Here is a 19,530-nt window from a genome sequence, read left to right on the forward strand (position 1 = left end):
CTGAGGCAGTAACCTTAACGCAATCAATAGCCGGCGGCGAGTCCATCGCGACGGCTGTCGCTGGCGCTGACGTAGCCGTCGACGGCGGGATCGCCCAGGCGCCAGATGAACTGGCCGGAGCCGAAATCCATGTACGGGTCGTCGATGCCTTCAAGCACGTGGCCGCGCGCGCGCAGGCCCTGCGCCACGGCGGCGGGCATCGAGGTCTCCACGTCGACCGCCAGCCCCTGGTTCCACTTCCAGCGCGGGGCGTCGCAGGCCGCCTGGGGTTGCTGGCCGTAGTCGAGCATGCGCACCAGCGTCTGCACCTGGCCCTGCGGTTGCATGTTGCCGCCCATCACGCCAAAGCTCATCACCGGCGCGCCGTCGCGCATCAGGAAACCGGGAATGATGGTGTGGAACGGGCGCTTGCCGCCGGCCACCGCATTGGGATGATCGGCCTGGTTGCTGAAGCAGTGGCCGCGGTTCTGCAGGCTGACGCCGGTGCCCGGCACCACCACGCCCGAACCGAAGCCCATGTAGTTCGATTGGATGAAGCTGACCATCATGCCGCTGCGGTCGGCCGCGGTCAGGTAGACCGTGCCGCCCTGCGGGGCGTGGCCGCAGGCGAATGCCTGGGCGACGTTGGGATCGATCAGCCGGGCGCGTTCGGCCAGGTAGTCGGCGCGCAGCATCTGCTCGGGCGCCAGGCGCATGTGGCGGGCGTCGGCGACGTGGGCATAGACGTCGGCAAAGGCCAGCTTCATGGCCTCGAGCAGCAGGTGCTGCGTGTCGGGATGGTCGATGGGCCGTGCGGCCAGGTCGAAGTTCTGCAGGATGCCCAGCGCGATCAGGGCGGCGATGCCCTGGCCGTTCGGCGGAATCTGGTGCAGGGTGTGGCCGCGGTACGACTGGCTGATCGGCGTCACCCATTCCGGCGCGAAATCGCGCAGGTCGGCCAGCGTCATGGCGGCCTCATGGGCCTGTGCGTGGGCCACCAGCTTGTGGGCGGTTTCGCCCTCGTAGAAATCACGGCCGCCGCTTGCGGCGATGCGCTTGAGCGTTGCCGCGGCGCCTTTCAGGATGAAGTGCTCGCCGATCAGCGGAGCCCGTCCACGCGGCAGGAAGTGTTCCGAAAAGCCAGGCTGCGGTTGCAGCACGTCGGCCTGCGCCGCCCATTTCCGATGCACCATCGGACTGACGGCGAAGCCGCGCTCGGCGTAATCGATGGCGGGCGCGAGGACGTCGGCGAACGACAGCCGGCCCAGTTTTTCATGCAGCGCCGCCCAGCCCGCGACGCAGCCCGGCACCGTGACGCTGTCCCAGCCTCGGGTCGGTATCGCGCCCTGATGCCTGCGGCGGAAATAATCCGGGTTCCAGGCCATGGGCGCGGGACCCGATGCGTTCAGGCCGTGCAGTTTCGAGCCGTCCCAGACGATGGCGAAGCAATCCGATCCCAGGCCGTTGCTGACCGGCTCGGTCAGCGTCAGCGTCGCCGCCGCGGCGATGGCCGCGTCCACCGCGTTGCCGCCGCTGGCCAATACGCGTAGCCCCGCCTGCGCCGCCAATGGCTGCGAGGTGGCGACGATATTGCGGGCGAAGACCGGCGTGCGCGTCGTGGGATAGGGGTTGTTCCAGTCGAAATTCATGTCGAATCATCGCGTGGGGTAAACCCGTAGCTTAACGTAGATGCCGGTGTTTGCGCGCACACCTTGTATTGGGTTGTAGTGCTTTGTTTCGTATGCTGGCTCGCGCCGGCGCCGGCGCCGGCCCGCCAAGCCGCGCGCGCAAAGAAAAACCCCCGGCAAGCCGGGGGTCGGTAGGGGACGCGATGCCGCCGCGCGCGGCGGCATTGTCCTCAATCTTCTTCGACGAAGGTCTCTTCGCGCTTCTTGCGGATCGCCGGCAGGGCCACCAGCACTACCAGGAACAGCGCCACGGCCAGCAGCGAGGCCGACAGGGGGCGCGTCACGAAGGTGCTGAAGTCGCCGCGCGACAGCAGCAGGGCACGGCGGAAGTTCTCTTCCATCATGGGGCCGAGCACCAGGCCCAGCAGCAGCGGGGCGCCTTCGCACTTCAGCTTCGACCAGACGTAGCCGATGATGCCGAAGATGGCGGTGGTGAAGATGTCGAACGTGTTGTAGTTCAACGAATACACCCCGATCGTGCAGAACACCAGGATCGCCGGGAACAGGATGCGGTAGGGCACCTTGAGCAGCTTGACCCACAGGCCGATCAGCGGCAGGTTCAGCACCACCAGCATCAGGTTGCCGATCCACATCGAGGCGATCAGGCCCCAGAACAGCTCGGGGTGGCTCGTCATCACTTGCGGGCCGGGCTGGATGTTGTGGATCGTCATCGCGCCGACCATCAGCGCCATCACGGCGTTGCCCGGGATGCCCAGGGTCAGCAGCGGGATGAACGAGGTCTGCGCGGCCGCGTTGTTGGCCGATTCCGGGCCCGCCAGGCCGGCCGGGTGGCCCTTGCCGAAGCGTTCCGGATTCTTCGAGATCTTCTTTTCCAGCGTGTACGACGCGAACGACGACAGCACCGCGCCGCCACCCGGCAGGATGCCCAGGGCCGAACCCAGGGCCGTGCCGCGCAGCACGGCGGGAGCGGATTCCTTGAACTCCTGCTTGTTCGGGTACAGGGTACCGATCTTGTCGGTGATGTCGACGCGGTTTTCCTTCTGCTCCAGGTTGGTCATGATTTCGGCGAAGCCGAACACGCCCATGGCCACGATGGCGAAGTCGATGCCGTCCTGCAGTTCGGGGATGCCGAAGTCGAAGCGGGCCACGCCCGAGTTGACGTCGGTGCCGACCATGCCCAGCAACAGGCCCAGGATGATCATCGCGATCGCCTTGGGCAGCGAGCCCGAGGCCAGCACCACGGCGCCGACCAGGCCCAGGCACATCAGCGAGAAGTACTCGGCGGGGCCGAACTTGAACGCGACTTCAGCCAGCGGGGGTGCGAAGGCGGCCAGCAGCAGCGTGGCCACGCAGCCCGCGAAGAACGAGCCCAGCGCGGCGATCGCCAGGGCGGCGCCGGCACGGCCATTGCGCGCCATCTGGTGACCGTCGAGCACGGTCACCACCGCGGACGTCTCACCGGGCAGCGCCACCAGAATGGCCGTGGTCGAGCCGCCGTACTGGGCGCCGTAATAGATACCCGCCAGCATGATCAGGCCGGCCACCGGGGGCAGCACGTACGTGATCGGCAGCAGCATCGCGATGGTCGGGACCGGGCCGATACCCGGCAGCACGCCGATCAGCGTGCCCAGAATGCAGCCCAGCAGGGCGTACAGCAGGTTCTCGGGCGTGAACGCCACCGAGAAACCCAACATCAGGTGATCAATCAATTCCATGGCCGCTTGCTCCTTAATTCATGCCCAGAAACGACGGCCACAGCGGGAAAATCAGCCCCAGCCCCTTGACGAACGCCAGATACGAGAACACCACCAGGAAGATGCCGTTGGCGACGGCGACCTTGAGGCTGAACTCGTGGCTGGCCAGGCTGCTGAGCACCACCAGCAGGAACACCGAGATATAGATACCCAGCAGTTTCAGGACCAGGCCATAGAAAACCACGGACCCCACCACCAGGAACACGATGCGCCAGTCGAACTTGTCGACGTGGGTTTCATGGGCCTTCTTGGACAGCGAGCCAAGCAGCACGATGGCACCCAGCAATGCGAGAACAATGCCCAGCCAGAAAGGAAAATACCCGGGGCCCATCCGGGCGGCAGTACCCATTTGGTAGCTGCTGGCTTGCCAGGCGAATCCCAGTCCAAGGGCGATGAACATCACCCCCGACCAGAAGTCCTGTCGATTGCGTAGCTGCATGATTGGTTGGCTCCTGTTTACAGCATGTAGATAAAAAGGGCTTGTGGTCCGCCACGCCGCCCGAAAGGCGAGTGACAGGCACAAAAAAGGCACGTCTGGGGTGCCCTTGGGTTCTTCTGAAAGCGTCGGCGAGGCTTCTTGAAAGGGCGAATGGTAATGGACGCCCGCGGCGATGCAAACCCTGTAAGCTAGGTGAAAGCCTGGGGTTTTCCCTAAAATTGGGGAACTCCCGATCCCCAGTTGTAACGGGACGGGCCAATTGAGGGTTTTTTGAAAGCTAAGTGAAAGTTGATAGAAAGAAATGCGAAAGCGGTCGTGGTGTGATCGTCGCGTTCCTGTCGCGCGGGGGACTTTTCTAGTCGGGCTCGATCGGTTATGTTGCCCGCCGCCGGCATGACCGCCGCATTTCCTACTGAATATTGCCGTGTTTCTCACCTTGCGTGAAGAGGCCCGATTCCCCACTGGATGGTTTACGATAGCGCCCATGCTGCAAGACCTAGACCAACTCGCCGCCCGTATCGGGCAACTGGTGCAACGCACCCGGCAACTCCACGCCGAGCGTGACGCGCTGCGCGCGCGCCTGAACGACTCCGAAACCGAGCAGCGTGTGCTCAAGCAACGCGCCGCCGAGCGTGATGCCGACATCGCCGCGCTGCAGGCCAAATTGCAGGACAACGACGGCGCCGTCACCGCGATGCTTGAGCAGGCGCAACAGGCCGAAGCCGCCTTGCGCGAACAGCTCGCACGCGAAACCGCCGAGCGCCAGTCGCTCGAGGCGCGTTTCTCCGCCCGGGAAACCGAACTGCAGGGCAACCTGCAACGCAGCGACACCGAACTACAGCGCCTGCGCGTGGCCGCCGCCGCCGCCCGCGAGCGCATCGACGCCGTCCTGGCCCGTCTGCCGGGTGCGCCGTCCGGAGAGCAACACTGATGGAACGCGTAGATGTAACGATACTCGGGCGCGACTACTCGCTGGCGTGCTCGGCCGAGGAAAAGCCCACGCTGCTGGCCGCGGTGCGCCACGTCGACCAGCTCATGCTGCGCATCCAGGGCACCGGCAAGGTCTCCAGCAACGAGCGCATCGCCGTGATGGCCGCGCTGCAGGTGGCTGGCGAGCTGCTCGCCATGAAAGCGCCGGATGGTCCGCTGGGTGGTTTGGCGGTCGGCGACTTCAAGCGTAGAATCGAGGACATGAACGCAGTCCTGGACGACGCCCTGTCAGGGCAAGAAAAGCTGCTCTGACGTTCATACGCGGTTTTCACCAAGGTTTTTCAGTATTTTCAGTTTGTCCCTGCCGTGTCCGTGACCTGGCCATACATTCTCTGAACCTATGTCTTATGGCATATTGGTTGCGGGAGTGCAGAGCTGGAGCGATTGTCTCTCGTAGACGAACCCGACGCTCTTCGGAACGCGACCACCTTGAACCTCAGGGTTCGAGATGCCGGCCTTGACGGCACAGGCGGGGCATCTATCCCAGCGGGCCTGCCACGAGCGCAGGTCCGCGTCGGGCGCCTCCCCATCGTCCTCCCTCATAGGACCAGTCCATGTCGAAATCCCCCGTTTTTTCGCTGACCAAACTTGGCGCGGCGTGCGCAGCCGTGGCCGCTTTGTCCATGGCGCAGCCCGTCTTCGCGCAGGCCCAGGCGCCGGCTCCCTCCACGGCGGAAGCCACGGCCAACCGGTCGCCGGAGCTGACCCTGCAAGCCACCGCGTCGTCCGAGGTCAAGCAGGACACGGTGCGCATCTCGCTGTCGGCCGAGACCGAGGCCGCCGACCAGCCCACCGCCGGCAAGAAGCTGACGGAGATGCTGGACGACGTGGCCAAGCGCGCGCGTGACACCAAGGGTGTCGAGGTGCGCACGGGCAGCTTCAACGTCTGGCCCAATTCCACCAGCAGCAGCAAAGGCAAGACCAGCACCACCTGGCGCGGCCAGGGCGAGATCATCCTCGAATCCAAGGATTTCGCGGCCGCCGCCGCGCTTGCGTCCAAGCTGTCCGACAAGACCGCCATTTCCAACATCAGCTTCTCGCTGTCGCGCGCCGTGCGCGAGGCCGAGGAACGCAAGCTGCTCAAGGAAGCCGCGCAGGCCTTCAAGGATCGCGCGCTGGCTGCCGCCAACGCCTTCGGCTTTTCGGGCTACCGCCTGAGCAAGCTCGAACTGGGCGGCTCCGGCGGCGTCACGCCGATGCCGCGCATGATGGGCGCCATGGCCAAGGACGCCTCGGGTGGCGCGGGCTTCAGCGCGGACGTCCCCCTGGAAGCGGGAGACGTCACGGTCAGCGTCGCCGTCAACGGGACGATCGTTTTGCAGTAAGCGCGAACATGATGGCGCCCAGGGCGACCATCGGCAGGGACAGCCACTGTCCCATGCTCAGTCCGCCCGCGAGCAGGCCCAGGAAGTTGTCCGGCTCGCGGGTGAACTCCACCAGGAAACGGAACGTTCCGTAGCCCATCAGGAAGACCGCGCTCACCTGCCCCAGCGGGCGCGGCTTGCTAGAGAACCACCACATCAGCGCGAACAGCACGATGCCTTCCAGCCCCAGTTCATACAACTGGGACGGATGGCGCGCGATGCCGTCGCCGCTGCTCGGGAACACCATCGCCCACGGCACGTCGGTCGGGCGGCCCCATAGTTCACCGTTGATGAAATTGCCCAGGCGGCCGAAGCCCAGCCCCAGGGGAATCAGCGGCGCGATGAAGTCGCTGACGGCGAAGAAGGGCAGGCCTTTCTTGCGCGCGAACAGCAGCATCACCACGATCACGCCGATCAGCCCGCCGTGGAACGACATGCCGCCTTCCCACAGGTAGGCCACTTCCAGCGGATGGGCCAGGTAGTAATTCGGCTTGTAGAACAGCACGTAGCCCAGCCGCCCGCCCAGCACCACCCCCAGCACGCTATAGAAGATCAGGTCTTCCAGGTCGCGCACGTTCAGGGACGTGGTGTGGCCGCTGGTGATGCGGCGCCGGCCCAGCAGATAGACCAGCGCAAAGCCCACCAGGTACATCAGCCCGTACCAATGGATGGACAGCGGCCCGATCTGCAGGGCAACGGGGTCGAATTTTGGATATTGCAGCATGTTCCGCCCGACACAATGAAGTTGAATGATAATAACCGGCGAGCCCTGCGGTAGATCGACATGCCAGGCGGTTGCCCTCGAATGCCGATGTATCCCGAGACTCGCCCGCGAGCGAGCTGGCACCCTCCCGGGCGCGATCGCCATGTCCGCGCCCTGACGGCCGACAGGAGACAACAGACCATGTCGCACAACGAACGTTCCCGCCACATCACCCACGGCGTCGCCCGCGCGCCCAATCGCGCCATGTATTACGCGCTCGGCTACCAGGAAGCCGACTTCGAGAACCCCATGATCGGCGTGGCCAACGGCCATTCGACCATCACGCCGTGCAACAGCGGCCTGCAGCGCCTGGCCGATGCCGCCATCGAGGCCATCCGGGGCGCCAGGGCCAATCCGCAGGTGTTTGGCACGCCCACCATTTCCGACGGCATGTCCATGGGCACCGAGGGCATGAAGTACTCCCTGGTGTCGCGCGAGGTCATCGCCGACTGTATCGAGACCGCGGCGCAGGGCCAGTGGATGGACGGCGTGGTGGTCATCGGCGGCTGCGACAAGAACATGCCGGGCGGCATGATCGCGCTGGCGCGCACCAATGTGCCGGGCATCTACGTCTATGGCGGCACCATCAAGCCGGGCCATTACCAGGGCAAGGACCTGACCATCGTGTCGGTGTTCGAGGCCGTCGGCGAATACACCATGGGCCGCATGGACGAGGCCGATTTCAAGCAGATCGAAAAATGCGCCATTCCCGGCTCGGGTTCCTGTGGCGGCATGTATACCGCCAACACCATGAGTTCGGCCTTCGAGGCCATGGGCATGAGCCTGCCCTATTCCAGCACGATGGCCAACGAAGACGACGAGAAAGTCGCCTCGGCCGCGGAATCGGCCCGGGTGCTCGTGGATGCGGTCAGGCGCGGCCTGCGGCCGCGCGACATCATCACGCGCGAATCCATCGAGAACGCGGTGTCGGTCATCATGGCGACGGGCGGTTCGACCAACGCCGTGCTGCATTTCCTGGCCATCGCCCACGCCGCCGAAGTGCCCTGGACCATCGACGATTTCGAACGCATCCGCCAGCGCGTGCCGGTGCTGTGCGATCTCAAGCCTTCCGGCAAATACGTGGCGACCGACCTGCACCGGGCCGGCGGCATTCCGCAGGTCATGAAGCTGTTGCTCAACGCGGGCCTGCTGCATGGCGATTGCATCACCATCACCGGCCAGACCGTGGCGCAATCGTTGGCCGACGTGCCTGATACGCCGCGCGCCGACCAGGACGTGATCATGCCGCTGGACCGCGCCCTCTACCCCCAGGGCCATCTGGCCATTCTCAAGGGCAATCTGTCGCCGGAAGGCTGCGTGGCCAAGATCACCGGCCTGAAGAATCCGGTGATCACGGGCCCGGCGCGGGTCTTCGACTCCGAAGACGACGCCATGGCCGCCATCATGGCGCGCCAGATCCGCGATGGCGACGTGGTGGTGATCCGCTACGAAGGGCCGAAGGGCGGACCCGGCATGCGTGAAATGCTGGCGCCGACTTCCGCGCTGGTGGGGCAGGGCCTGGGAGAAACCGTCGGCCTCATCACCGACGGCCGCTTTTCGGGAGGCACGTGGGGCATGGTGGTGGGCCACGTGGCGCCCGAGGCCTTCGTCGGCGGCCCGATCGCGCTGATCCGCGAGGGCGATTCGGTTACCATCGATGCCCACAAGCTGCTGTTGCAGCTCAATATCAGCGACGAAGAGATGGCGGCTCGTCGCCAGGCCTGGGTCCAGCCCAAGCCGCGTTATACACGCGGTGTGCTTGCCAAGTTCGGCAAGCTCGCCAGCACCGCGAGCCGTGGGGCAGTAACCGATGCATTTGATACGTAGTCTGTTGGCGGTCGCCGCCGGCCTGCTGGTCGCCGGCGCGGCCCAAGGGCAAACCACCGGCCTGGATCTGGCCAAGAGCAAGGCCTGCATGGCCTGTCACCAGGTCGACGTCAAGCGCGTCGGGCCGCCGCTGGCCAGCGTGGCCGAACGCTACGCCGGGCAGGGCGACGCCATGGTGGATTACCTGGCCGGCAAGATCCGCAGCGGTGGCCGTGGCGCCTGGGGCGCCGTGCCCATGCCGGCGCAAACCCATGTCAGCCCGGAAGACGCCCGCCTGCTGGCCGAATGGATCCTGTCACTGGCGCCGGCCAAGAAGTAGTCGTATCGTTTCTGGATAGTTTCAGCAAAGGAATCGTCATGGCAGAACTACCCTCCCCGGGCAATGAGGTCGCCGTTCTCGGCGGCGGCTGTTTCTGGTGCGTCGAGGCGGTCTTCACCGACCTGCGCGGCGTCAAGAGCGTGCTGCCCGGCTACAGCGGCGGACACGTCGACAATCCCAGCTACGAGCAGGTCTGCGGCAAGGACACCGGGCATATCGAGGTCGCGCGCGTCGAGTTCGATCCCGCCGAACTGTCCTACAGCGACCTGCTGCGCGTGTTCTTCGCCACCCACGACCCGACCACCCCGGGCCGCCAGGGCAACGACATCGGCCCGCAGTATGAATCGGCCATCTTCTGGCAGAACGAAACCCAGCGCGAGCAGGCCGAGGCCGTGATCGCCGAGGTCGAGGCGCAGAAGGTCTACGACGCGCCCATCGTGACCAAGCTCCTGGCGCCCGCGCGATTCTGGCCGGCCGAAGACTATCACCGCGATTATTTCGCGCTGCATCCCGAGCAGGGCTATTGCCAGTTCGTGATCGCGCCCAAGGTCGCCAAGTTCCGCAAGCAGTTCCAGGATCGCCTGAAGAAATAGGCGGGACGAAAAAAAACCTCGCGCAAGGCGAGGTTTCAAGGCCAGCGCCGGGCACATGGGTACCGGCGCTGGAGGGGGAAGCGGTCAGTCGACGGCCTTCACCACGCCGCGGCGCATCTGGTCCAGTTCGATGGATTCGAACAGCGCCTTGAAATTGCCTTCGCCGAAACCGTCGTTGCCCTTGCGCTGGATGATCTCGAAGAAGATCGGGCCGATCTGGTTCTCGGTGAAGATCTGCAGCAGCAGGCCGCCATCGGGGGCGCCGTCCAGCAGGATACGGTTCTTCTGCAGGCGCGGCACGTCTTCGCCATGGTTGGGCAGGCGGCGGTCCAGCAGTTCGTAGTAGGTTTCCGGCGTATCCAGGAATACCACGCCGTTGGCGCGCAGCGCCTCGATGGTGCCGTAGATGTCCTCGGTAGCCATGGCGATGTGCTGGATGCCTTCGCCACGGTACAGGTCCAGGTATTCCTGGATCTGGCCCTTCTCCTCGGTGCCTTCCTCGTTGATCGGAATGCGGATGTTGCCGCAGGGCGAGGTCATCGCCTTGGACTTCACGCCGGTCACCTTGCCTTCGATGTCGAAGTAACGCACTTCGCGGAAGTTGAACAGGCGCTCGTAGAACTCCGACCACTCGGCCATGCGGCCCTTGTGCACGTTGTGCGTCAGGTGGTCGACCAGCGTCAGCCCGGCGCCGCGGTGGTTCAGGTCGGCCTGCGCGTTCTGCGGATCCACCGGTACGAAGTCGACGTCATAGATGCTGATGTCGCCGATGCCGCCGTGGCCTTCCTTGCCGTTCCAGCGGTCCACCAGGTAGATCAGCGAATCGCCGATGCCCTTGATGGCGGGAATGTTCAGTTCCATCGGGCCGCTGTGCGAGTCGAAGCCCCAGGCGCCCAGCTCCAGCGCGCGCTTGTACGCAGCGGCCGCATCCTGGACACGGAAACCGATCGCACAGATCGACGGGCCGTGCAGGCGGGCGAAACGCTGCGCGAAAGAATCGGGTTCGGCGTTGATCAGGAAATTCACGCCGCCCTGGCGGTACAGCGTCACGTCCTTGTGGCGGTGCTTGGCGATTGCCTTGAAGCCCAGCAGTTCGAACACCTTGCGCAGCGCGGCAGGGTCCGGCGCGGCATATTCGATGAATTCGAACCCGGCGGTGCCCATCGGGTTGTCCCAGGGTTGGAAAGCGCTGCTCATGAGTCTGCTCCCTTGAGTCGTTGTAGAGGCGACTTGTCGTTCAAGTCTAGGATGAAGATTGTAGGGAGGAAAGGCAGGCAGACAATTGCAAACATGTCGCGAAAGTGGCAAGGTTGAGCAATAATATTGCCCACGATAAAAAATATGGGGCTGAAAATGTCTGACATGGAGCTGGATAGGACAGATATAAGGATCCTGGCCGAATTGCAACGGGACGGCCGCCTCAGCAACCAGGAACTGGCGGACCGCGTATCGCTGTCGCCCAGTCCCTGCCTGCGCCGGGTGCGGCGGCTGGAAGAGAAGGGCTTCATCAAGAAGTACGTGGCGTTGATCGACGCCGACAAGGTCGGGCTGGGCCTGCTGGCCTACGTCAACATTCGCCTGAACAAGCACAGCGGTTCCAGCCACGCGCCCATGAGCGACTTCGCCCGCGACGTCCAGCTCTGGCCCGAGGTGGTCGAGTGCTATGCCATGTCCGGCGACATGGACTACTTGCTGCGTATCCAGGTCGCGGACCTGGCGCATTTCTCCAAGTTCGCCATGGACACCCTCATGCGCCATCCCGCCGTGGTCGACATGCGGTCATTCTTCGCACTCCAGCAGATCAAGGAAACGACGGAGCTGCGGCTGTAGCGAGCGGGATGAGCCCCTGCCTGCTTGGTCTTCCATATGGTGTCTATATAGAGATCGGAGAGCGCCGCGGTCGGCTGGAAGCTTCCCGTCCGTGATGCTCTGTATATATAGGGTGTCATCAGGAAGAGGGGGCTCGGTGGATTTCCACCGAAACATAAGTGGGGCCGAAAACGGGAACGCCTATCTACTATCTATATAGGGACGTATATCCATCTCGGCGCGCTTCAGCCAAGGGGCAATCCAGAGGGAGCAGCCATATGGATACGTACTCTATATAGAGCGAATGGCGCAGAACGGATGACTTTCCCATGGCAAATGCGGGGTGCGTCCCCGGAAAACATCATCTTTCTGCAAAATGGTTGTCATGCCGGCGTGACAGGCCAAAATTCTGTGCTATAGTCTCGCTCCTTCGCAGTTCAAGCAGTTTTGTTGAGCGGGCGGGGCCAGGCAAGTGCAACGGATCCGAAGTGCTACGGCAAGCGGATCTGCCGCAGGGCAGCAAGGCGGTGAATCAGCGATGATTCTCTCGAACCGGCGGTCAGCGAATTTTGCATAGGATGGTGCGAATCAGGCAGAAGCCAGTTGCACAGTCTGCAAAAATTGTGCTATAGTCTTGGGCTTGGCTGGTGACAGCGAATCAGGGTTTACCCGATAGGGTGGTCTGGTCAGCGTTGCAAGCCAGCTGGAGCGGTAACCAACCTCCGAAGCGATTCGGGGCTACTGCGAAGTGAAGCGATTCACGAAGCGGCGGGGTTGCAAGATAGGGTGCAAGTTAGGCAAAAGCCGGTTGCATAATCTGCAAAAGTTGTGTTATAGTTTCAGGCTTGGCAGTTACCGAAAACTTAGGGTTAACCCTGATATTTCGATAGCTGCTAAAGAGAAAGCCGGGTGCGAGCCTGGTGAGACCTGAAGAGGTCGTAGGCAAGGCAGCGAAGTGAAGCAAGCGACGCTGACTTGACAAACGATAAAAACTTCTTCATAATCTCGTTTCTCTGCTGCTGACACAGCGATCGACGCGAAAGCGAAATCGCCGAAGAAAGCGGAAGATGCAGTAAGTAGTTTGGTAGTACAGAATTTGGCAGTACCGCTCTTTAACAATTAAACAACCGATAAGTGTGGGCGCTTGATGCGGGTGCACAGTGACTGGGTTTTAAACCCTTTCACAAGCACAATGAAATCAAGTGCTCACTAGAAGTGAAGTACCTTAGATGTCAAGTCTAAGCACATACCTCACTTCCTTTGAGTAGCGACGTATGACTCGGTTCTTCGGAACTAAGAAATACGAAACAAATACAGAGATTAAACTGAAGAGTTTGATCCTGGCTCAGATTGAACGCTAGCGGGATGCCTTACACATGCAAGTCGAACGGCAGCACGGACTTCGGTCTGGTGGCGAGTGGCGAACGGGTGAGTAATGTATCGGAACGTGCCCAGTAGCGGGGGATAACTACGCGAAAGCGTAGCTAATACCGCATACGCCCTACGGGGGAAAGCAGGGGATCGCAAGACCTTGCACTATTGGAGCGGCCGATATCGGATTAGCTAGTTGGTGGGGTAACGGCTCACCAAGGCGACGATCCGTAGCTGGTTTGAGAGGACGACCAGCCACACTGGGACTGAGACACGGCCCAGACTCCTACGGGAGGCAGCAGTGGGGAATTTTGGACAATGGGGGAAACCCTGATCCAGCCATCCCGCGTGTGCGATGAAGGCCTTCGGGTTGTAAAGCACTTTTGGCAGGAAAGAAACGTCGCGGGTTAATACCTCGCGAAACTGACGGTACCTGCAGAATAAGCACCGGCTAACTACGTGCCAGCAGCCGCGGTAATACGTAGGGTGCAAGCGTTAATCGGAATTACTGGGCGTAAAGCGTGCGCAGGCGGTTCGGAAAGAAAGATGTGAAATCCCAGAGCTTAACTTTGGAACTGCATTTTTAACTACCGGGCTAGAGTGTGTCAGAGGGAGGTGGAATTCCGCGTGTAGCAGTGAAATGCGTAGATATGCGGAGGAACACCGATGGCGAAGGCAGCCTCCTGGGATAACACTGACGCTCATGCACGAAAGCGTGGGGAGCAAACAGGATTAGATACCCTGGTAGTCCACGCCCTAAACGATGTCAACTAGCTGTTGGGGCCTTCGGGCCTTGGTAGCGCAGCTAACGCGTGAAGTTGACCGCCTGGGGAGTACGGTCGCAAGATTAAAACTCAAAGGAATTGACGGGGACCCGCACAAGCGGTGGATGATGTGGATTAATTCGATGCAACGCGAAAAACCTTACCTACCCTTGACATGTCTGGAATGCCGAAGAGATTTGGCAGTGCTCGCAAGAGAACCGGAACACAGGTGCTGCATGGCTGTCGTCAGCTCGTGTCGTGAGATGTTGGGTTAAGTCCCGCAACGAGCGCAACCCTTGTCATTAGTTGCTACGAAAGGGCACTCTAATGAGACTGCCGGTGACAAACCGGAGGAAGGTGGGGATGACGTCAAGTCCTCATGGCCCTTATGGGTAGGGCTTCACACGTCATACAATGGTCGGGACAGAGGGTCGCCAACCCGCGAGGGGGAGCCAATCCCAGAAACCCGATCGTAGTCCGGATCGCAGTCTGCAACTCGACTGCGTGAAGTCGGAATCGCTAGTAATCGCGGATCAGCATGTCGCGGTGAATACGTTCCCGGGTCTTGTACACACCGCCCGTCACACCATGGGAGTGGGTTTTACCAGAAGTAGTTAGCCTAACCGCAAGGGGGGCGATTACCACGGTAGGATTCATGACTGGGGTGAAGTCGTAACAAGGTAGCCGTATCGGAAGGTGCGGCTGGATCACCTCCTTTCAGAGCTTAGTGCTCGTGTTAAGCGTCCACTCTTATCGGTTGTTTGATATAGCTGGGATCGGTTGTGGGCTTGGGTAGAGGGACTCCTCCCTGTGTCCATGACTTCTGACTACTGATCCGAGAAGGTTTTGGGTCTGTAGCTCAGTCGGTTAGAGCACCGTCTTGATAAGGCGGGGGTCGTTGGTTCGAATCCAACCAGACCCACCAAGTATTCGCAGGTAGAGATGCCGTGGATATGGGGGTGTAGCTCAGCTGGGAGAGCGCCTGCTTTGCAAGCAGGATGTCATCGGTTCGATCCCGTTCACCTCCACCAAGACCTGTGCCTGGTGGGATGTAGAGGCTAACTCATAGTGTCGTGCGGATAATATCTGCCCGGTCTTATGAGTTGGGTTTTACTCAACAGCTATATTCGTTCTTTAACAATCTGGAAGAAGCACAACGAAATGTGCTCATCGAGTAATCAGCTTGCTGATGAAGATGGGTACGGGTTGTGATTGCATTAATTTTGTTCCAAGTTCTCAAGACTGGGGTGAATAACCTCAGACTGCTTTGAAACTTATGAACGGCACAAACGCTAATACTCAGGTCCTATAGCCTACAGCGTTATAGGATCAAGCGACTAAGTGCATATGGTGGATGCCTTGGCGATCACAGGCGATGAAGGACGTAGTAGCCTGCGAAAAGCTGCGGGGAGCTGGCAAACAAGCTTTGATCCGCAGATATCCGAATGGGGAAACCCACTCCGTAAGGAGTATCCCTGACTGAATACATAGGTCAGTGGAAGCGAACCGGGTGAACTGAAACATCTCAGTAGCTCGAGGAAAAGAAATCAACCGAGATTCCGAAAGTAGTGGCGAGCGAAATCGGAAGAGCCTTCACGTTTTAGCATGCAAGATAGTCGAACGGAATGGAAAGTCCGGCCGTAGCAGGTGATAGCCCTGTAGACGAAATTTTGTGTGTGGAACTAAGCGTGAGAAAAGTAGGGCGGGACACGTGAAATCCTGTTTGAAGATGGGGGGACCATCCTCCAAGGCTAAATACTCGTGATCGACCGATAGTGAACCAGTACCGTGAGGGAAAGGCGAAAAGAACCCCGGAAGGGGAGTGAAATAGATCCTGAAACCGTATGCATACAAACAGTAGGAGCCTCCTTGTGGGGTGACTGCGTACCTTTTGTATAATGGGTCAGCGACTTACATTCAGTGGCAAGGTTAACCGAATAGGGAAGCCGTAGCGAAAGCGAGTCCGAATAGGGCGATTCAGTCGCTGGGTGTAGACCCGAAACCAGATGATCTATCCATGGCCAGGTTGAAGGCACGGTAACACGTGCTGGAGGACCGAACCCACTAATGTTGAAAAATTAGGGGATGAGCTGTGGATAGGGGTGAAAGGCTAAACAAATCTGGAAATAGCTGGTTCTCTCCGAAAACTATTTAGGTAGTGCCTCAAGTATTACTGCGGGGGGTAGAGCACTGTTATAGCTAGGGGGTCATGGCGACTTACCAAACTATGGCAAACTCCGAATACCCGCAAGTACAGCTTGGGAGACAGAGCACCGGGTGCTAACGTCCGGACTCAAGAGGGAAACAACCCAGACCGCCAGCTAAGGTCCCAAATTATCGCTAAGTGGGAAACGAAGTGGGAAGGCATAGACAGTCAGGAGGTTGGCTTAGAAGCAGCCATCCTTTAAAGAAAGCGTAATAGCTCACTGATCGAGTCGTCCTGCGCGGAAGATGTAACGGGGCTAAGCGATAAACCGAAGCTGCGGGTGTGTACTTTGTACACGCGGTAGGAGAGCGTTCTGTAAGCCTGCGAAGGTGGCTTGTAAAGGCTGCTGGAGGTATCAGAAGTGCGAATGCTGACATGAGTAGCGATAAAGGGGGTGAAAAGCCCCCTCGCCGTAAGTCCAAGGTTTCCTGCGCAACGTTCATCGGCGCAGGGTGAGTCGGCCCCTAAGGCGAGGCAGAGATGCGTAGCTGATGGGAAGCTGGTTAATATTCCAGCACCGTCGTACAGTGCGATGGGGGGACGGATCGCGGAAGATCATCAGGGTGTTGGATGTCCCTGTTGACGTATCGAAGATGGCGCTTAGGCAAATCCGGGCGCGTAAATCAAGGGTACGGCACGAGCGAGCATTGCTTGCGAAGTGATTGGAAGTGGTTCCAAGAAAAGCCTCTAAGCTTCAGCTGTACGAGACCGTACCGCAAACCGACACAGGTGGACGGGATGAATATTCCAAGGCGCTTGAGAGAACTCAGGAGAAGGAACTCGGCAAATTGATACCGTAACTTCGGGAGAAGGTATACCCCGGTAGTGTGAAGCGCCTGCGCGCTTAGCATGATGGGGTCGCAGAGAATCGGTGGCTGCGACTGTTTATTAAAAACACAGCACTCTGCAAAGACGAAAGTCGACGTATAGGGTGTGACGCCTGCCCGGTGCCGGAAGGTTAAGTGATGGGGTGCAAGCTCTTGATCGAAGCCCCGGTAAACGGCGGCCGTAACTATAACGGTCCTAAGGTAGCGAAATTCCTTGTCGGGTAAGTTCCGACCTGCACGAATGGCGTAACGATGGCCACACTGTCTCCTCCTGAGACTCAGCGAAGTTGAAGTGTTTGTGATGATGCAATCTACCCGCGGCTAGACGGAAAGACCCCATGAACCTTTACTGTAGCTTTGCATTGGACTGTGAACCGGCCTGTGTAGGATAGGTGGGAGGCTTTGAAGCGTGGTCGCTAGATCACGTGGAGCCATCCTTGAAATACCACCCTGGTTTGTTTGCGGTTCTAACCTTGGTCCGTTATCCGGATCGGGGACAGTGCATGGTGGGCAGTTTGACTGGGGCGGTCTCCTCCCAAAGTGTAACGGAGGAGTTCGAAGGTACGCTAGGTACGGTCGGAAATCGTGCTGATAGTGCAATGGCATAAGCGTGCTTGACTGTGAGACTGACAAGTCGAACAGGTGCGAAAGCAGGACATAGTGATCCGGTGGTTCTGAATGGAAGGGCCATCGCTCAACGGATAAAAGGTACTCTGGGGATAACAGGCTGATACCGCCCAAGAGTTCATATCGACGGCGGTGTTTGGCACCTCGATGTCGGCTCATCTCATCCTGGGGCTGTAGCCGGTCCCAAGGGTATGGCTGTTCGCCATTTAAAGAGGTACGTGAGCTGGGTTTAAAACGTCGTGAGACAGTTTGGTCCCTATCTGCCGTGGGCGTTGGATACTTGACGGAGCCTGCTCCTAGTACGAGAGGACCGGAGTGGACGTACCTCTGGTGTACCGGTTGTCATGCCAATGGCATTGCCGGGTAGCTAAGTACGGAAGAGATAACCGCTGAAGGCATCTAAGCGGGAAACTCGTCTGAAGATTAGGTATCCCGGGGACTTGATCCCCCTGAAGAGTCGTTCGAGACCAGGACGTTGATAGGTCGGGTGTGGAAGCGCAGTAATGCGTTAAGCTAACCGATACTAATTGCTCGTGAGGCTTGATCCTATAACACTGATGGTTATGACCTGGTGGTATAGCGTTCCAAGTGTCGTTCAATACAAAATCTGGCTGCCCCGTCAGCAGCCAGCCAACACCAATTACACCCACTGTGCGGGATCATCGAGACACTCTCTGATCCCCACACGTTGCGCTTCTTCCAAGATTGGAGCGGTTGTCCCCAAAGACAATCTCTCAACCCGTTACGCCTGACGACCATAGCAAGGTGGTACCACTCCTTCCCATCCCGAACAGGACAGTGAAACGCCTTTGCGCCGATGATAGTGGACGGACGTCTGTGAAAGTAGGTCATCGTCAGGCTTTTATTGCTCAAAACCCCACAGGCTCGCGCCTGTGGGGTTTTGTTTTTGTGGCGTGTGAAAAAAGAACCCCCGTGCGGCTGGCGCCGCATGGGGGTTCTTGTTTGTTGGGTCGATGACTTGCGGAGCCGGTTTCACCTCGGCGATGCTCCCTTCAAGGCGGCCCGACAGCTCGCGCAATCGACGTTCCGGTGATCTTCCCGGCGCTGAAAATGGACAGCCAAAATCTCCTCGAGCAAGCCTGCAAGCCGCGCCAGCATTGAATGTGCCTAAATAACAACGCTCGTGGGCCGGCTGGCTTTGTGCGGTAAGATTGACCGAGTCAATTGTTGGAGCGTAATCGTGAGTGATACCCAGACCCCCGCGCCCGGTACGGCATTAGACCTGCGCACGCTGACCCATGTGGCCTATGGCTTGTTTGCCCTGGGCTTTCTGACCAGTGGTTTCCTGGGCATTGCCACGCTGGCGGCCGTCGTGCTGATGTATCTGAAGCGCTCGGATGCCGCCGGCACCGTCTACGCCGCCCATTTCGACTGGCTGCTGCGCACTTTCTGGTGGGCGCTGTTGTGGCTCGCCATCAGCGGCCTGGCCCTGGTCATCTATATTGGATGGATCGGCGTGGTCGCGACGGTGGTCTGGGGCCTGTATCGCCTGATCAAGGGTTGGCTGGCCCTGCTGGAAGGTACCGCGCCGACCAGCTACGCCTGATCCCGGGCGATTTCCGTTAGAAAGGCCGACGTCACCGTCGGCCTTTTCATTTACAGCGAGCCCGGGGAATCATGTTTGCGCAAGCCAGGGCATGTCGCCCGCCGTCCCGGCAGGAACGCCTGGCTCAGTTCAAGACGACATACAGCGCCACCAGCAGCATGGAGGTGCCAAACACCGCAGCCTGAATCCGTAATGCGCGGGGCGATTCAAAGCGTCCAAGTATCACCTTGCCGCCGTAGATCCACGGGAAATGGCAGAACAGGCCCAGTACGACGAAAGCGGCGCTGAGCTGGCCGACCTGCGATGACAGGTTGGCGTCGGGCGCCAGGAACTGCGCGAACATGACCGCGATCATCGAATGGATCTTCGGGTTGAAGATCACGCAGATGAAGCCGTCGATGAAGCCGAGCCGCTTGCCGCCGGCTGCCTGGCTGGACGGTTTGGCGGAGGCGCGGAAGAACCCCCACGCCAGGTAGAGAAGGTAGACGATGCCGGCCCATTTCAGGGCCGCGTGTATCTCCGGATGCTCATGCAGGGCGCCACCCAGGCCCAGGCCGTAAATCAGGCACAACGCCAGGTTGGCTGCCTCGAAACCAGCCCAGAATGGCACCGAGCCGCCGACGCCGTGGCGGCCTCCCGCAGTGGCCAGCAAGGTATTGCCGGGTCCCGGGCTGATGATCAT

General features: G+C 60.3%; 14 protein-coding genes, 2 tRNA genes, 3 rRNA genes and 1 other RNA gene. 14 read left to right on the forward strand and 6 right to left on the reverse strand.

What is annotated here, in order from left to right:
• Positions 1-23: 23 nt before the first annotated feature.
• The 3 genes from AT699_RS03850 to AT699_RS03860 form a co-directional block, all read right to left on the reverse strand.
• Positions 24-1,628 carry a gamma-glutamyltransferase family protein gene (locus tag AT699_RS03850; RefSeq protein ID WP_006388753.1) on the reverse strand — a complete coding sequence of 535 codons (1,605 nt, stop codon included), beginning with the start codon at positions 1,626-1,628 and terminating at the stop codon, positions 24-26.
• A gap of 209 nt (positions 1,629-1,837) precedes the next feature.
• A complete protein-coding gene (locus AT699_RS03855) occupies positions 1,838-3,343 on the reverse strand; it encodes a tripartite tricarboxylate transporter permease (protein WP_006388754.1) in 1,506 nt (501 codons plus the stop codon).
• A 13-nt stretch (positions 3,344-3,356) separates the two neighbouring features.
• Positions 3,357-3,821 (reverse strand): tripartite tricarboxylate transporter TctB family protein, encoded by a 465-nt coding sequence (locus AT699_RS03860; protein ID WP_006388755.1) that lies wholly within the window; start codon positions 3,819-3,821, stop codon positions 3,357-3,359.
• A 484-nt stretch (positions 3,822-4,305) separates the two neighbouring features.
• On the opposite strand from AT699_RS03860, the gene AT699_RS03865 reads away from it, so the two are divergent.
• The 4 genes from AT699_RS03865 (at position 4,306) to AT699_RS03880 (ending at position 6,136) form a co-directional block, all read left to right on the forward strand.
• A complete protein-coding gene (locus AT699_RS03865) occupies positions 4,306-4,752 on the forward strand; it encodes a hypothetical protein (protein ID WP_020925151.1) in 447 nt (148 codons plus the stop codon).
• Positions 4,752-5,063: a cell division protein ZapA gene (locus AT699_RS03870; protein WP_006388757.1), complete on the forward strand. Its 312-nt coding sequence runs from the start codon at positions 4,752-4,754 to the stop codon at positions 5,061-5,063. Before AT699_RS03865 ends, AT699_RS03870 begins: the two co-directional genes overlap by 1 nt.
• A gap of 43 nt (positions 5,064-5,106) precedes the next feature.
• Positions 5,107-5,291, forward strand: a non-coding RNA gene (gene ssrS, locus AT699_RS30775) — 6S RNA.
• Positions 5,292-5,365: 74 nt separating this feature from the next.
• On the forward strand, positions 5,366-6,136 hold the full coding sequence (locus tag AT699_RS03880) for an SIMPL domain-containing protein (protein WP_006388758.1): 771 nt from the start codon (positions 5,366-5,368) through the stop codon (positions 6,134-6,136).
• Here the strand turns inward: AT699_RS03880 and lgt are convergent.
• Positions 6,111-6,899, reverse strand: coding sequence for a prolipoprotein diacylglyceryl transferase (lgt, locus tag AT699_RS03885; RefSeq protein ID WP_006388759.1), 789 nt, complete (start codon positions 6,897-6,899; stop codon positions 6,111-6,113). The genes AT699_RS03880 and lgt overlap by 26 nt on opposite strands.
• A 180-nt stretch (positions 6,900-7,079) precedes the next feature.
• On the opposite strand from lgt, the gene ilvD reads away from it, so the two are divergent.
• From ilvD to msrA, 3 genes are read left to right on the forward strand one after another with little or no spacing between them, the layout of a single operon-like run.
• On the forward strand, positions 7,080-8,765 hold the full coding sequence (ilvD, locus tag AT699_RS03890) for a dihydroxy-acid dehydratase (protein ID WP_006388760.1): 1,686 nt from the start codon (positions 7,080-7,082) through the stop codon (positions 8,763-8,765).
• Positions 8,749-9,084 (forward strand): c-type cytochrome, encoded by a 336-nt coding sequence (locus AT699_RS03895; protein WP_006388761.1) that lies wholly within the window; start codon positions 8,749-8,751, stop codon positions 9,082-9,084. The genes ilvD and AT699_RS03895 overlap by 17 nt, the downstream gene beginning before the upstream one ends.
• A 38-nt stretch (positions 9,085-9,122) precedes the next feature.
• A complete protein-coding gene (msrA, locus tag AT699_RS03900; RefSeq protein ID WP_020925148.1) occupies positions 9,123-9,677 on the forward strand; it encodes a peptide-methionine (S)-S-oxide reductase MsrA in 555 nt (184 codons plus the stop codon).
• A gap of 84 nt (positions 9,678-9,761) precedes the next feature.
• On the opposite strand, the gene hppD is transcribed toward msrA, so the two are convergent.
• On the reverse strand, positions 9,762-10,874 hold the full coding sequence (gene hppD / locus AT699_RS03905; protein WP_024067744.1) for a 4-hydroxyphenylpyruvate dioxygenase: 1,113 nt from the start codon (positions 10,872-10,874) through the stop codon (positions 9,762-9,764).
• A 156-nt stretch (positions 10,875-11,030) separates the two neighbouring features.
• Between hppD and AT699_RS03910 the strand changes: the two genes are divergently transcribed.
• The 7 genes from AT699_RS03910 to AT699_RS03940 all read left to right on the forward strand — a co-directional run bounded on the left by AT699_RS03910 (position 11,031) and on the right by AT699_RS03940 (position 18,848).
• Positions 11,031-11,507, forward strand: a complete 477-nt coding sequence (locus tag AT699_RS03910; protein WP_026382449.1) for an Lrp/AsnC family transcriptional regulator — start codon at positions 11,031-11,033, stop codon at positions 11,505-11,507.
• 1,301 nt (positions 11,508-12,808) lie between these two features.
• Positions 12,809-14,339 (forward strand): 16S ribosomal RNA (locus AT699_RS03915).
• A gap of 130 nt (positions 14,340-14,469) precedes the next feature.
• A tRNA-Ile gene (locus AT699_RS03920) sits at positions 14,470-14,546 on the forward strand.
• Between the two features lie 30 nt (positions 14,547-14,576).
• Positions 14,577-14,652 (forward strand) — tRNA-Ala (locus AT699_RS03925).
• Between the two features lie 296 nt (positions 14,653-14,948).
• Positions 14,949-17,829: ribosomal RNA gene (locus AT699_RS03930) — 23S ribosomal RNA — on the forward strand.
• 199 nt (positions 17,830-18,028) lie between these two features.
• Positions 18,029-18,141, forward strand: a 5S ribosomal RNA gene (rrf, locus tag AT699_RS03935).
• Together the 16S, 23S and 5S rRNA genes with 2 tRNA genes alongside form the textbook arrangement of a ribosomal RNA operon.
• A gap of 341 nt (positions 18,142-18,482) precedes the next feature.
• The gene (locus tag AT699_RS03940; RefSeq protein ID WP_006388767.1) at positions 18,483-18,848 is read left to right on the forward strand and encodes a DUF4870 family protein; all 366 of its coding nucleotides are present in this window, start codon (positions 18,483-18,485) and stop codon (positions 18,846-18,848) included.
• Positions 18,849-18,972: 124 nt separating this feature from the next.
• On the opposite strand, the gene AT699_RS03945 is transcribed toward AT699_RS03940, so the two are convergent.
• Positions 18,973-19,530, reverse strand: coding sequence for a LysE family translocator (locus tag AT699_RS03945; protein WP_232254242.1), 558 nt, complete (start codon positions 19,528-19,530; stop codon positions 18,973-18,975).

It is taken from the genome of Achromobacter xylosoxidans, from assembly GCF_001457475.1.
Taxonomy (GTDB): Bacteria; Pseudomonadota; Gammaproteobacteria; order Burkholderiales; family Burkholderiaceae_B; genus Achromobacter; species Achromobacter xylosoxidans.